At 72.1% G+C, this 14,427-nt stretch carries 11 protein-coding genes; 7 read left to right on the plus strand and 4 right to left on the minus strand.

Features of this window, described 5'->3' with window-relative positions:
• Nucleotides 1–48: 48 nt before the first annotated feature.
• The 7 genes from OTB20_RS16255 (at nucleotide 49) to OTB20_RS16285 (ending at nucleotide 8,268) form a co-directional block, all read left to right on the plus strand.
• Nucleotides 49–1,251, plus strand: a complete 1,203-nt coding sequence (locus OTB20_RS16255; RefSeq protein WP_267818205.1) for a DUF4190 domain-containing protein — start codon at nucleotides 49–51, stop codon at nucleotides 1,249–1,251.
• A gap of 118 nt (nucleotides 1,252–1,369) precedes the next feature.
• Nucleotides 1,370–2,122, plus strand: coding sequence for a GntR family transcriptional regulator (locus OTB20_RS16260; protein WP_267818207.1), 753 nt, complete (start codon nucleotides 1,370–1,372; stop codon nucleotides 2,120–2,122).
• Between the two features lie 191 nt (nucleotides 2,123–2,313).
• Nucleotides 2,314–3,999 (plus strand): purine-cytosine permease family protein, encoded by a 1,686-nt coding sequence (locus OTB20_RS16265; RefSeq protein ID WP_267818208.1) that lies wholly within the window; start codon nucleotides 2,314–2,316, stop codon nucleotides 3,997–3,999.
• A gap of 160 nt (nucleotides 4,000–4,159) precedes the next feature.
• Complete coding sequence (locus OTB20_RS16270; protein WP_254382854.1) at nucleotides 4,160–4,363, plus strand: SPOR domain-containing protein; 204 nt, start codon at nucleotides 4,160–4,162, stop codon at nucleotides 4,361–4,363.
• A 40-nt stretch (nucleotides 4,364–4,403) separates the two neighbouring features.
• The gene (locus OTB20_RS16275) at nucleotides 4,404–4,802 is read left to right on the plus strand and encodes a (deoxy)nucleoside triphosphate pyrophosphohydrolase (protein ID WP_267818211.1); all 399 of its coding nucleotides are present in this window, start codon (nucleotides 4,404–4,406) and stop codon (nucleotides 4,800–4,802) included.
• Nucleotides 4,803–5,054: 252 nt separating this feature from the next.
• Nucleotides 5,055–5,483, plus strand: coding sequence for an ATP-binding protein (locus OTB20_RS16280; RefSeq protein WP_267818213.1), 429 nt, complete (start codon nucleotides 5,055–5,057; stop codon nucleotides 5,481–5,483).
• A gap of 184 nt (nucleotides 5,484–5,667) precedes the next feature.
• Nucleotides 5,668–8,268 carry a SpoIIE family protein phosphatase gene (locus OTB20_RS16285; protein WP_267818394.1) on the plus strand — a complete coding sequence of 867 codons (2,601 nt, stop codon included), beginning with the start codon at nucleotides 5,668–5,670 and terminating at the stop codon, nucleotides 8,266–8,268.
• 83 nt (nucleotides 8,269–8,351) lie between these two features.
• Here the strand turns inward: OTB20_RS16285 and OTB20_RS16290 are convergent, their stop codons facing one another.
• The 4 genes from OTB20_RS16290 to OTB20_RS16305 all read right to left on the minus strand — a co-directional run bounded on the left by OTB20_RS16290 (nucleotide 8,352) and on the right by OTB20_RS16305 (nucleotide 14,426).
• Complete coding sequence (locus tag OTB20_RS16290; RefSeq protein WP_267818214.1) at nucleotides 8,352–9,062, minus strand: PspA/IM30 family protein; 711 nt, start codon at nucleotides 9,060–9,062, stop codon at nucleotides 8,352–8,354.
• Nucleotides 9,063–9,107: 45 nt separating this feature from the next.
• Entirely contained in the window at nucleotides 9,108–11,207 is a 2,100-nt protein-coding gene (locus OTB20_RS16295; RefSeq protein ID WP_420716420.1) for a TPM domain-containing protein, read from the minus strand.
• Nucleotides 11,208–11,727: 520 nt separating this feature from the next.
• Entirely contained in the window at nucleotides 11,728–12,501 is a 774-nt protein-coding gene (locus OTB20_RS16300) for a succinate dehydrogenase/fumarate reductase iron-sulfur subunit (RefSeq protein ID WP_267818216.1), read from the minus strand.
• Nucleotides 12,498–14,426, minus strand: coding sequence for a fumarate reductase/succinate dehydrogenase flavoprotein subunit (locus tag OTB20_RS16305; protein ID WP_267818218.1), 1,929 nt, complete (start codon nucleotides 14,424–14,426; stop codon nucleotides 12,498–12,500). Before OTB20_RS16305 ends, OTB20_RS16300 begins: the two co-directional genes overlap by 4 nt.
• Between the last annotated feature and the right edge of the window lies 1 nt (nucleotide 14,427).

Consider the following 14,427-nt stretch of genomic DNA (forward strand, 5'->3'; position numbering starts at 1 on the left):
CGCTTCCGTCGCCGCCACCGCCATGCCTTGATGGAGCACCCCACCCCCGTGAGCAACCAGCCCGTGAGCCGTCAGCCGCAGCCCTTCTGGCCCGCCCCGCCCCCGCCGCCGCGGCCACCCGCCCTCAACGGCTTCGCGCTCGCCTCGCTGCTCGTGGGGCTGCTGTGCTTCCCGCCGCTGGGCGCCGTCTTCGCGATCGTGGCCCTCGTACAGATAGCGAAGAAGGGCGAGCGGGGCACAGCGCTCGCCGTGTGCGGGCTGGTCGTCTCGCTGGTGATGAGCGTCGCCCTCGTCCTCGCGGTCCCCTTCGTGGGGCGGGCCGCGGACGCGCTCGACGAGCGGACGCGATCCCGGGGCGCGGCGCAGTCGTACGAGGACGTCGAGGGCCTGCTCGTCGACTCCGCCGAACTGCGCGTCGGCCACTGCTTCAACGTCCCCGGTGGGGACCTGCTCGCCGACGAGACCCTCGTGTACCGGATCGACTGCGCCGAAGTCCACGACGCGGAGGTCACCTCCGCCACGTCGCTGAGCGAGGAGCGGTTCCCGGGCGTGCAGGAGCTGAGGAACACCGCGACGCGGGACTGCTGGACCGCGCAGGACGACTACGCGATGGACACGTGGGCGCTGCCCGCGCACGCCGAGATGTTCTATTTCACTCCCTCGCGCGCGAGCTGGCAGGACGGTGACCGGCGGCTCATCTGCGTGATCGGGACGGCGGAGCAGGACCACCGGGGCAGTCTGCGCAAGGACGCCGGCATGCTGACGCCCGACCAGGTGGCCTTCCTGCGCACGATGCAGGGGGTCGACGTGGCGCTGGGCAACCAGCCGGACGGGGACGTGGACGACCACCTGACCGCGTACCAGGGCTGGGCGTGGGAGATGGACAAGGCGCTGGGGGCCGAGTCGCGACTGCTCGACAAGGCGAAGGCCCGCCCGGAGCTGGCAGGACCGGCGGGCGTGCAGGTGGAACGGCTGGAGGTCGCGCGGAGCGACTGGCATCGGGCGGCGATGGCGAAGACCGCGGTCGAGTTCGAGGAGGCGTGGGACCGGGCGGCGGTCGCGCTCCCCGTGGAGGTGGAGAAGGCGGTACGCGGGGCGTACGGTCTGTCGACGAAGGTGCCGCAGTGGCTGCGGGAGCAGGACGACAACGATTCGGGCGGGCCGGGCGGGCCGGGCGAGCCGAGCCGGGAGCCGGCCGTGGAGCAGGCGTCGGCTTCGGGATCGGCGTCGGCGTCCGTGTTGCCTCTGTGACGCGTGGGTTTGAGTGACCTGGCTTCATCACTTCGGGTGAAACTCTGGCCTCTGCTTGCGATGGACAACCGTCGGTTGCCAGGGTGTAGCTGTCTGTCAACCTGATGGGAGTGGCCTTGTGACTTTCGGCGAGCAGCCGGCCTATCTGCGCGTCGCCGGGGATCTGCGACGGAAGATCGTCGATGGGTCCCTGGCTCCGCATGCCCGGCTCCCTTCGCAGGCCCGGATCCGTGAGGAGTACGGGGTCTCCGACACGGTGGCCCTGGAGGCGCGCAAGGTCCTCATGGCGGAAGGCCTGGTCGAGGGCCGGTCCGGATCCGGCACCTACGTACGAGAGCAGCCCGTCCCGCGGCGCGTGGCCCGCTCCGGCTACCGCACGGGCGGGGTCTCGACCCCCTTCCGGCAGGAACAGGCGGAGGCGGGCGTCCGCGGCACCTGGGAATCCAGCAGCGAACAGGACGCCGCCCCGGCGGACATCGCGAAACGGCTCGGCATCGAGCCGGGCGAGCGGGTGATGCGGACGCGCTACGTCTTCCGCGACGCGGGCGAGGCGATGATGCTGTCGACCTCCTGGGAGCCGCTGACGGTGACCGGGCGGACGCCGGTGATGCTGCCCGAGGAGGGGCCGCTCGGGGGCGCGGGGGTCGTCGACCGGATGGCGGCGATCGACGTGGTCGTCGACAACGTGGTGGAGGAGGTCGGGGCGCGCCCGGGCCTGGCGGAGGAGAGCATGCTGCTCGGCGGGGTGCCGGGGCACGTGGTGCTGGTGATCGGGCGCACCTACTTCGCGTCCGGCCGCGCCGTGGAAACGGCCGACGTCATCGTCCCGGCCGACCGCTACCGCCTGGCGTACCACCTGCCGGTCCGCTGACCCCGGCGGTAGCAGGGGGAGTTCGAGGTGCGCGGGTCCGGGGTTCGGCCCCGGGAGGGGCGCCGCACCGGAGCGCGGACAGGGGGTCGCGGCGGACGTAACCCCGCCGTGACGCCGGGCCCGGGGGCGTAACCCGGGGGCAACGCCCGAGGGTGACGGGCCGTCACGTGCCGGGCCTACCTTCCGGCGGTATGACCGACACCGTCACCCCCGCCCCGGCCCCCGCGCCACCCCGCCGCAGCTACGCCAAACTCGCCGCCGACGAGAGCCGCGAGGACTACTCGCTCAGGTACGCGCCCCACTCCTTCCGTCGCTGGGGCCCCGGCACCGTCGCCGGCACCGCGCTCGGCGGCATCGCCTACCTCGCCGACTTCGCCATCGGCGCCTCGATCGTCTTCGCCTACGGGTTCACCAGCGGGGCCGCCGCGATCCTGGCGGCCGCCGCCGTCATCTTCCTGACCGGCATCCCCATCGCCCGCGCGTGCGCCACGTACGGCCTGGACATGGACCTGGTCACCCGGGGCGCGGGCTTCGGGTACTTCGGCTCGACCCTCACGTCCCTCATCTACGCCTCCTTCACCTTCATTTTCTTCGCGCTCGAAGGCTCGATCATGGCCCAGGCCATGCACCAGGCCCTCGGCCTGCCCGTCGAGATCGGGTACCTGCTGACCACGCTCGTCGTCATCCCGATCGTCTTCAAGGGCATGGGCGCCCTCGCCAAGGTGCAGGCCTGGACCCAGCCCGTCTGGCTGATCGGGCTGGTCCTGCCCTTCCTCGTGCTCGCTTTCGAGGCCCCCGAGGCCTGGGGCGCCTTCGCGCACTTCGGCGGGACGGAAGGAGCCGGCTCCGGCTTCTCCTGGATCGGCTTCGGCTTCGGCACCGGCATCGCGCTCTCGCTCATCGCGCAGATCGGGGAGCAGGCCGACTACTTGCGGTTCATGCCCGCCAAGACCCCGGCCAACAGCCGCCGCTGGAACCTCGCCGTGCTCGCCGCCGGCCCCGGCTGGGTGATCATCGGCGCCGCCAAGCAGCTCGGCGGGGCCTTCCTCGCCTTCGTCGCGCTGGAAGCCGTCGGCAAGACCCACGCGCTGGAGCCGATCGCCCCGCAGCTGGAGGCGCTGCGGCCGTGGCTCGGCGGTCTCGCGCTGCCCGTGGCCGCGCTGTTCGTCGTGGTGTCCCAGGTCAAGATCAACGTCACGAACGCCTACAGCGGCTCGCTGTCCTGGTCGAACTTCTTCTCCCGCATCACCCACCGCCACCCCGGCCGCGTCTGGTACATCTTCCTCAACCTCGGCATCGCGCTGACGCTGATGGAGCTGAACATGTTCTCGATGCTCGGCAAGCTGCTGGGCTTCTACTCCAACGTAGGCATCGCCTGGATCGTCGCCGTCGCCGCCGACCTCGTGATCAACAAGCGGCTCGGCCTCAGCCCGCCGTACATCGAGTTCAAGCGCGCCTACCTGTACTCGGTCAATCCGGCCGGTTTCGGCTCGATGGTGATCGCTTCGACCGTCTCGATCCTCGCCTTCTTCGGTCTTTTCGGGACATACGCCGAAGCCTTCTCCACTTTCATCGCGGCCGGACTCTCACTCGTGCTCTGCCCGTTGATCGCGTGGGCGACGAAGGGGAAGTACTACCTGGCCAGGCCGAACACGGTCAACGGCCCCGGGGTGGAGGTCGCGGACATCACCGCCGAGCATCTCTGCGCCGTCTGCGAGACCTCGTACGAGCTCCCGGACATCGCCGACTGCCCCGTCCGGTCCGGCCCGATCTGCTCGCTCTGTTGTTCCCTCGACGCGACCTGCGGGGACGTCTGCCGCAAGGCGAACCCGGGCGGGGCGGTGATCCTGCCGCTGCCGACCGTGCGCGGGCGCTGAACCGGCGCGCACGGCCCACTCGTACGCATGGCCGGATGCGTACGCCTGTGAGGTACCTCTTCGTGAAAAAGCGTATCCGCTGAGTAAAGGTCGGGCGTAGGCTCGGGCATATGCGCAATGCGGTTTCCCGGGCGGGTACGTCGGCGGAGGGTGAAACGCGATGAACGACAGCGGTGCACTGCTTCCGTGGCTGGTCATACGTGAGGACGACAACGGCAACCGCTACCGGGTGGGTCGGTACTCCACCCGGGCCGAGGCCCAGAAGGTCGCCGACAGCCTCGAAAGCAGAGGACACAAGCAGCTCTACTGGATCGAGCGGCTCGGTCAGGACAGCACCGCCGGCCGGACCGGCACGAGGAACTGAGCGGTGCGGCGCCCCGTCGCCGCTGCCATAGGCTCCGCCCATGACTGTACGAGTGGTCGTGGGCGGAGCCCTTTGTCATGACGGCCGCCTGCTGGCCGCCCGCCGGAGTGCGCCCCCGGAGCTGGCCGGCCGCTGGGAGCTTCCGGGCGGCAAGGCCGAGCCGGGCGAATCCGTACCCGAGGCGCTCGTACGGGAGCTGCGCGAGGAGCTCGGCGTGGAGACCGAGGCGCTGGAGCGGATCCCGGGGGAGTGGCCGCTGAAGCCCGGCCTCGTGCTGCACGTATGGACGGCCCGGCTGCTCTCGGGCGATCCGCTTCCGCTGGAGGACCACGACGAGCTGCGCTGGCTGGGGCCCGAGGAACTGGACTCGGTGGACTGGCTCGACCAGGACCGCCCGGCCGTCGCCGAGGCCGGGCGCCGGCTGAGCGCTGCCGGCTGAGCGTCGCGGGCTGAGTGCCGCCGGCTGAGCCCCGCCGGCTGAGGGTCGGCCGAAGCGCCGCCTGTGAGGGTTCGCGGGGGCGCGTGAGCGCACGCGCTAGGCCGTCTGCGCCACAGTGCGCCGGTCCGTGGGGGGCCGAGTGGTACGACGCCGTGAATATCGGGTATGTCGCTATTAATCCCTATCTCGTACTTGTAACGAGGTTCCGTTCTCCCTGTCGAACCGGACTGGGGTCGCCAGCCGGCCCGGGAAGTGATCGGCGTGATCGACACAGACGGTGAATGCGCCGAATGGGCCTTTCCCGCCGAACCGGGTGCCGTCCGCACCGCCCGCCACGCGGTGCGCGGCACCCTTCGCGACTGGGGTCTCGACGCCGTCGGCGACGTCACCGTCCTGCTGGTCAGTGAGCTGGTCACCAATTCCCTGCGGTACGCCTCCGGCCCCATCGGAGTCCGTCTCGTACGACGCAATCCAGCCGCCGCCGAGGCTCCCTCGAGTCCGGCACTTCTCGTGGAGGTTTCGGATCCGCTTCCGGATCCACCCCAGGAGCGCATCGCCAAACCCGACGACGAGGGGGGTCGCGGGCTGCACCTCGTGGCCGTCTCGGCGCAGCGTTGGGGGACCCGGCACGGGAAGTCGGGCAAGACCGTGTGGTTCGAGTTGGCCCTTCCTGGTGAGTAACAAGGTGAGGGCAGTCGGCGGTCACAAGCCTTGGCTGGAAAACAACGGGATCTTTTTGTGATCGCGAAGGCCGTGTCGCAGAGCGCCGTGGTGCTGAATACTTCGGTCATGGCCGGTCCGGTTGCGGTGAGCTGGAGGGGACGGTCGCGTGAGCGAGATACCTGTACAGGCACATCAGGCCCGTGTGCCCGGGGAAGCGTCGGGGGACACCTGGCGCGACTCCCTGTGGCACAGCAGCCCGCCTGGCTCGATATATGACTACATAAAGGTCGCTTCCTTCTCGATCGGGCCCGACGGGCTGATCGACCAATGGAGCCTGCGCGCCGAGGAACTCTTCGGGCTGACCGCGGCCGAGGCCGTCGGTCGTGACCCCGTCGACGCCTTCATGCCCCCTGAGCTGCGCGCCGGCGCACACCGCCGGGTGGCCGAGATTCTCGACGGCAAGGAATGGACCGGCCTGATCCCCTTCCGGATCCCCGGTGGCGACGGTGAGCACGGGGTGGCCGAGATCTATGTGATGCCGACCCAGACCGAAACCACCGAGCGGGCCGCGCTCTGCGTCGTGGTCGACGTACGGGCGCTGCGCCGGATCGAATCCGATCTGGCCGCCTCACAGGCGATTTTCGGCCAATCTCCGTTCGGGTTCCTGCTCTTCGGCACCGACCTCACTGTGCAGCGGGCCAACCGCCGTTTCGCGACCGTCTTCGGCGGCGCCGCCGAAGAGCACCGCGGCCGCACCGTCCACGACTATCTGCCCGCGCACGAGGCCGACCGGATGGCCGAGGCGCTGCGCAGGGTCCTGGAAACCGGTGAGTCGGTCAACGACCTGCAGATCGCCGGCGCCGCCCCCGGCAGCCGGGAGGACCGCCACTGGTCCATCAACCTCTACCGGGTCCACGGCGGCACCGGCCGGCCCGTAGGAGTCGCCGGCATCGGCATCGACGTGACCCGCCGCCACCTCGCCGCCCGCGAGGCCGCCGGGGTCCGGCGCAACCTGGCTCTGCTGAACGAGGCCGGACACCGCATCGGCAACTCCCTCGACCTGGAGACCACCGCCCGCGAACTCCTCGACGTCACCGTCCCCGGCTTCTGCGACCTGGCCGCCGTCGACCTCTACCAGGGGCTGCTGCTCGGCGACGACGACCGCCCCGCCCGCCCGCAGGGCCCCGGCGTGCCCAGCCTGCCCGGCCAGGGACCGGGACGCTCGCCCTCGGCGCCGCTGCGGCGGGTCGCCTTCGCCTCGGCGGTGTCGGACGCGCCGCTGTCGGGTCCGGGCGCGCTGGTCTCCGTAGGCGAGATCCACCGCTACCCGGCCGGATCGCCGGGAGCGTTCGCCCTGCGCACGGCGCGGCCGCGGCTGGTGGAGGGCGGCGGGCCGGAGTCCGGGGACCTCGTACAGTCCACGCTCGTCGTCCCGCTGGTCGCCCACGACACGGTGGTCGGGCTCGCGCAGTTCTCCCGTACGAAGGGCAGCGAGCCCTTCGGCGAACGCGACCGGGCGGTCGCGGTGGAGCTCGCCGCGCGGGCCGCCGTGTGCATCGACAACGCACGGCTCTACCGGCGTGAGCACGAGCGCGCGCTGATACTCCAGCGCAGCCTGCTGCCCCCCGGCGACCCGGAGGCCGCCGGCCTCGACATCGCCTGCCGCTACCTGCCGGGGAACGCCGCCACCGAGGTCGGCGGCGACTGGTTCGACGTCATCGAGCTGCCCGGGCACCGCACGGCGCTGGTCGTCGGCGACGTCATGGGCCGGGGCTTGCGGGCGGCCGTCGCGATGGGTGAACTGCGCACGGCGGTCCGCACCCTTGCCCTCCTCGACCTGGAACCGGCGGAGGTGCTCACGGCCCTCGACGAGGTCGCCCGCGGCCTCGGCGCACCCGGCGGCTCCCAGCAGGCCTCCCGGGCCGCACTGCACTCGCGGGACGCCGACCGCTCGGAGGTGTACCTCGCTACGTGCGTCTACGCCGTCTACGACCCGGTGACCCGGCGCTGCACCATCGCCAACGCCGGCCACATGCCGCCGGTGCTCGTGGAACCGGTGGAGGAGGGCGGCGTACCGCGGCCCGGACTGCTCCTGGAGATCCCCACCGGGATGCCGCTGGGCGTGGGCGGAGAACCCTTCGAGGAGGTCGAGGTCGAACTCCCCGAAGGCGCCATGCTGGCCCTCTACACCGACGGCCTGGTCGAATCCCGCGACCACCCGCTGGAGGAGGGCCTACGGGGCCTGCGCGACGCCCTCGCGGACCCCGCCCGCCCCCTGGAAGAGGTCTGCGACCACGTCCTGAACACCCTGGACACCCGCCACGGCGAGGACGACATCGCCCTCCTCATGGCCCGGGTCCAGGGCCTCCCGGTCGACGCGGTCGGCGACTGGCAGCTCCCGCGCGAGGCCCGCTCGGTGGGCCGGGCGCGCGAGCTGGCGAGGGCGAAGCTGCCGGCATGGGGCCTGGAAGGACTCCTGGACACTACGGAACTCCTGGTCAGCGAACTCGTCACCAACGCCCTGCGCTACGGCGAGGGCGAGATCCGCCTGCGCCTCCTCCTGGACCGCACCCTGGTCTGCGAGGTCTGGGACGCCAACCTGGTCCAGCCCCGCCGCCGCCGCGCCCGCGACACGGACGAGGGCGGCCGGGGCCTCCAACTGGTCGGCCTCCTCTCCGCCGGCTGGGGCACCCGCCGCACCCACCGGGGCAAGACGGTCTGGTTCGAACTCCCCCTCCCGGGCGCGTTGGCGGAATCGGTGACGGAACTCTCGGCGGAACAGCTGCTGGGCATGTACGGGTAGTCCGGCCGCGGGGGAGCGTGTCCTGAACGGCGAAGGGCTCCACGGGGATCGGACCGTGGAGCCCTTCGGGGTGTGGTCGGCCGTCAGGCGGCTTTGAGGGCGGCCAGCCGGGCTTCGATCTCCGAGGTCTTGCCGAGGTCGTCCAGGGACTCGAACTGGGCGTCCAGGGAGGAGGCGGCCAGTTCCTGCTTGCCCAGGGCCATGGCCTCCTCGCGGCGGACCTTCTCCTCGAAGCGGGCGATGTCGCTCGTCGGGTCCAGTACGTCGATGTTCTTGACCGCGTCCATCATCGTGTTCTGCGCCTGGGCGGTCTTCGCGCGCGACACCAGCTCGTCCCGCTTGGCCTGGAGTTCCGTCAGCTTGGACTTCATCGAGATCAGGCCCGACTTCAGCTTGTCGACCACCTCGGTCTGGGCGGAGATCGTCGGCTCGGCCGTCTTCGCCTCCTTCTCCGACTGCATCTGGCGGCCCAGGGCGACCTTCGCGAGGTTGTCGAACTTGTCCGCGTCCGCCGCCGAGCCGGAACCGCGCAGCTCGTCGGCCTTCTTGCTCGCCGCCAGGGCCTTGCCGCCCCACTCGGCGGCCGCGTCCACGTCCTCCGTGTGGTCCGCCTCCAGCATGCGGAGGTTGCCGATGGTGGTGGCCACGGCCTGCTCCGCCTCCGAGATGTTGTTCGTGTAGTCCCGGATCAGCTGGTCCAGCATCTTCTGCGGGTCCTCCGCCTGGTCGAGGAGGGAGTTGATGTTGGCCTTGGCGAGCTGGGTGACGCGGCCGAGGATGGTCTGCTTGCTCATGTGCTCTGTCTCCTTGGGAACGAGGGTGGAAGTGGAGTGCGTGCGTCAGAAGCGGCCGCCGCCGCCCATGCGGCCGCGGGTCCCGCCGCCGCCGAAGGAGCCGGGGCCGCGCCCGCCGCCGCCCCCGCCACCGAAGCCGCCGCCCCCGCCGAAGCCGCCGCCTCCGCGGCCACGGCCGCCGTTCAGGATTTCGCCGAGGATGATCCCGCCGAGCACCGCGCCGCTCATGCCGCCGCCCTGCTGCCGGCCGCCACCGCCGTACGGGTTCTGGTAGCCCCGTACGTCCTGTTCGGCCAGCTGCTGCGCCTGGCGGGCCAAGGAGTCCGCCTGCTGGGCCTCGGCCAGGGCGCCCGCCGGGTCGGAGCCCGAGAGGGCCGTGGAGCGTTCCAGGTGGCGCTGGGCCTCCGCCAGCCGGGTGCGGGCCTGGCTGCCCACCGCCCCCCGGCTGGTGGTGATGTAGTCGGTGGCCGCGCCGATCGCGCTGCGGGCGGTGAGCAGGGCCTGCTCCAGCAGGGCCGCCGCCCGCTGTCGGCCCGACTCGCGTTCGCGGGCCCCGGCCAGCGCCTCGTCGAGGGCCGCGTCGGCCTCCTCCACGCGCCGCAGGGCGTCCATCGGGTCGTACCGGCCGGCGCCCTGCTCCTGGCGTACGTCGGCCAGTACGGCTTCCGCGCGGCTGATCCGGCCGCGCAGGTCGGCGGTCGAGCCCTCGGTGGCGCCGGTCAGCAGCCCGCGGGCGTCGGCGAGGTCGGTGTCCGTCTCGTTGAGCGCCCCGGGGAGTTTCCCGGCCGCCTCCGCCAGCTCCTGCGCACGCCGCTCCACCGCGTCGACCAGGGTCGCCGCCTGGTCCACTGCGCCCTCGGCCGCCCGGATGTGCACGGCGGCCTTGCCGTTGTCGTCGGTGGCCATGGCCGCCCGGGCCTCGCCCAGGTTCGTCGTCGCGAACAGCAGCCGGTCCTTGGCCTGTTCGGGGTTGGCGGCCACCGGCGCCGACGCGGAGTCCGCGTACTGGCGGCCGAGCGCCGTGAGGGTCGCCTCCGCCGTGGTCGTACGGCCGGTCAGGGCGCGGAAGTGGCCCTCCACGGTCGCCAGGGCCTGCGGGGCGTTCTTCTCCAGGTCCCGCAGCCGGTCGAAGTCCGCCGACTCGGCGTCGAGCCGCCGGCTCGTCTCCGTGCAGCGGGCCACGATCTCGTCGAGCATCCGGCGGCGGGTGGCGTCGTCCTCCGGGTACGCGTCGTCGAGCTGCTGGCGCAGCCGGAACGCGGCCGTCAGCCCGCTCTTCCCGAACTCCACCGCCTGCGTGAACGCCGACACCGCCTCCTCACCGAACTGCGCGGTGGCGAAGCCCAGTTCCTCGGTGCTGGTACGGATCGCGTCGTCGGTCTCCACCAGCAGGGCCTTGGCCCTGGCATCCAGCTCGGGGAGGGGGAGGGGGGCGGGGCCCTGCCCGGGCCAGCCCGTGGTCTTCGAACCGCCACCGCCGCCGCCCGCCTGCTTGCGCTTGCGGCGGGTGTACGCGAACGCCCCGAGGGCGCCGGCCGCGCCGACCGCGACCACCGGGAGGACGAAGTCCCCGGCGCCGGTCTCGCCGCCGCTCGCCGCGGCGCCTCCGGGGTCGGCCTCGCCGGGGGTGATGGCCGGGACCGGGACGGGCAGGCCGCCCAGGACGGCGTCGTAGCCGTTCGCGGCGCCGATCGCGGCTCCCGCCCAGTCGTTCTGCTTGAGGGCCGGCTCGATGGCGGTCTGCGCCACCGCCGCGAGCTGCTCCTTGGTGAAACCGGAGTCGACATCGGCCGAATAGGCGTACTGCCGGGCCCCGGTGGCGACGGCCAGCAGGACGTCGTTCTGGCCGAGGCCGTTCTTCTGGGCGGTGGCGTCGGCCCAGCTCTGCGCGGACCGGCCGGAGAAGTCGCGTACGTACGTGACGAACAGCTGGACCCTCCGGTCCGCGTACAGCTTGTCCAGCGCGGCGGTGACCTCGGGCCCGCGGTCGCCCAGGGCGCCCACGCGGTCGGTGATCTGCCCCTGCTGGGACAAGGTGACGGGGTCGTCGGCGCGGGCGGCCGGGGCGGTGGCCGTCGCCCAGCCGGTGAGCGCGAGCAGCGCGGCGGCGAGGGCGAGGCCGGTCCGGACGGATATCCCGGTGATGGTGCGTCTCTTCGTCCTGCTTCTCGGCGGAGTCACATTTGGGAGAGTATGGGCGGTTTCATGGCCTCGCACCCGGAGCCGCCCGCCCCGCAGCCGCCCGCGCCCACCGCCACCGGGGTCCGGAGCGGCTACGGCACCGGGGTGCCGAGCGGCTACGGCAGCGGGTACGCCGAGAGGGTCGGGCGGGACAGCAGCAGGCGGGAGCCGACCAGCAGGACGTCGCCCCCGGCCGGGCCCGGCCGGCGGGGCTCCGTGGCCGGCCGAGGCGGCCGCCGACCCGGGGAGGTCCGTACCGCCGGGACCGGCCGCTCCGGGCCCGGCGGCCGCCGTGACGCCCACCGGGGCGCGGGCCGCCACGCCCGGCGCCCGGGCATGGCGCACGGATGCCCGGCCCGACGCCCTGTACGCCGCCGGCGCCCACGCGGTGTGGCGGTCGGGTTCCGAGGTGGGCTGCGTACGGGCGCGGTACGCACCAGCGTGCGGGCCCGGTCTGTCCTGCGAAGTGAACGGATGGGGGCGGCTATTGACCGGAGCGGCGCCGGATCTTGCTCCCCAGCCACACCAGCGGGTCGTACTTGCGGTCCACGGCCCGCTCCTTCAGCGGGATCAGGGCGTTGTCAGTGATCTTGATCCCCTCGGGGCAGACCTCCGTGCAGCACTTGGTGATGTTGCACATGCCGAGCCCGTGCTCCTCCTGCGCCGTGCGCTTGCGGTCCAGGCCCGCCTCGGCCGCGGCGTCCAGCGGGTGCATGTCCAGCTCCGCCACCCGCATCAGGAAGCGCGGACCGGCGAAGGCGCCCTTGTTCTCCTCGTGGTCGCGCACCACGTGACAGGTGTCCTGGCACAGGAAGCACTCGATGCACTTCCTGAACTCCTGCGAGCGCTCCACGTCGATCTGCTGCATCCGGTACTCGCCCGGTGCCACCCCGGCGGGCGGCACGAACGCGGGCACCTCGCGCGCCTTCTGGTAGTTGAAGGACACGTCCGTCACCAGGTCGCGGACGACCGGGAACGCACGCAGCGGGGTCACGGTGATCGTCTCCTCGCGGGAGAAGGTCGACATGCGCGTCATGCACATCAGCCGCGGCCGGCCGTTGACCTCCGCGCTGCACGAACCGCACTTGCCCGCCTTGCAGTTCCACCGCACCGCGAGGTCGGAGGCCTGGGTGGCCTGGAGCCGGTGGACGATGTCGAGGACCACCTCCCCGTCGTGCACCTCCACGGTGAAGTCGCGCAGCTCACCGCCCTCGGCGTCACCCCGCCAGATCCGGAACGCGGCATCGTAGGTACTCACCCGTACAGCTCCTCTTCGGCGAGGTACTTGACCAGCTCTTCCTTCTCGAAGAGCGCGAGCAGGTCGGATCGGATGGGGTCGGTGCGCACCCGGGTCAGCTCGATCCGGTCCGCCGCCGGGTCCGTGGGGGCCAGGTTTCCACCGGGCGCAGTGACCGGCCGGCACAGCAGGTTCACCGGCCTCCAGGAACGCTCCATCGCCGGGCAGTCCTCGCGGGTGTGCCCGCCACGGCTCTCGGTGCGTTCCAGGGCCGCGCGGGCCACGCATTCGCTGACCAGCAGCATGTTGCGCAGGTCCAGGGCCAGGTGCCAGCCCGGGTTGAACTGCCGGTGCCCCTCGACGCCGGCGCGCGCGGCCCGTACGCGCAGGGCCGCGAGCTTCTCCAGCGCCTGGGCCATCTCGCCGGCGCGGCGGATGATCCCGACGAGGTCGTTCATGGCCGTCTGGAGCTCCTGGTGGAGGGTGTACGGGTTCTCCGCGCCCTCGGAGGCGTGGAAGGGAGCCAGCGCCTCCGAGGCCGCCGCGTCGATCTGCCCCTGGGAGACCTCGGGCCGCCCGCCGACGGCCGGGGCGTCCTGCGCCGCGTACTGCGCCGCGTGCAGCCCGGCCCGGCGGCCGAAGACCAGCAGGTCGGAGAGGGAGTTCCCGCCGAGCCGGTTCGAGCCGTGCATCCCGCCCGCGACCTCACCGGCGGCGAACAGGCCCGGTACCCCGAGGGTGGCGGCCGTATCGGACTCGACCGCGATGCCGCCCATCACGTAGTGGCAGGTCGGGCCGACCTCCATCGGCTCGGCGGTGATGTCCACGTCCGCCAGCTCCTTGAACTGGTGGTACATCGACGGGAGCCGCCGCTTGATCCTCTCGGCCGGCATCCGGGTGGACACGTCGAGGAACACCCCGCCGTGCGGGGACCCGCGCCCCGCCTTGACCTCGGAGTTGATGGCGCGGGCCACCTCGTCGCGGGGGAGCAGCTCGGGCGGGCGCCGGTTGTGGTCCGGGTCCTCGTACCAGCGGTCGCCCTCCTCCTCGGACTCCGCGTACTTCTCCTTGAAGACGTCCGGGACGTAGTCGAACATGAACCGCTTGCCCTCGCTGTTGCGCAGCACCCCGCCGTCGCCGCGCACCGACTCGGTGACGAGGATGCCCTTCACCGAGGGCGGCCAGACCATGCCGGTCGGGTGGAACTGCACGAACTCCATGTTCAGCAGCGGGGCCCCGGCGAGCAGCGCCAGCGCGTGGCCGTCACCCGTGTACTCCCACGAATTGGAGGTGGTCTTGAAGGATTTTCCGATGCCGCCCGTGGCCAGCACCACGGCCGGGGCCTCCAGCACGAAGAACCGGCCGGACTCGCGCTCGTAGCAGAAGGTCCCCGCGACCCGCTCGCCGTCCTTCAGGACCCGCGTCACGGTGCACTCCTGGAAGACCTTGAGCCGGGCCTCGTAGTCCCCGTACTCCTTGAAGTCCTCCTGCTGGAGCTGCACGATCTTCTGCTGGAGGGTGCGGATCAGCTCCAGGCCGGTCCGGTCGCCGACGTGCGCGAGCCGCGGGTACTCGTGCCCGCCGAAGTTGCGCTGCGAGATCTTCCCGTCGGGCGTGCGGTCGAAGAGCGCGCCCCAGGTCTCCAGCTCCCAGACCCGGTCGGGGGCCTCCTTGGCGTGCAGCTCCGCCATCCGCCACTGGTTCAGGAACTTGCCGCCGCGCATCGTGTCGCGGAAGTGGACCTGCCAGTTGTCGCGCTCGTTGACGTTGCCCATGGAGGCGGCGATGCCGCCCTCCGCCATCACGGTGTGGGCCTTGCCGAAGAGGGATTTGCAGATCACGGCCGTACGGGCGCCGCGCTCGCGCGCCTCGATCGCGGCCCGCAGCCCGGCGCCGCCCGCGCCCACCACGACCACGTCCCACTGCTGCCGTTCCACTTGGGCCATG

Origin of the sequence: Streptomyces sp. H27-H1 (genome assembly GCF_026627445.1) — a bacterium.
Taxonomy (GTDB): Bacteria; Actinomycetota; Actinomycetes; order Streptomycetales; family Streptomycetaceae; genus Streptomyces.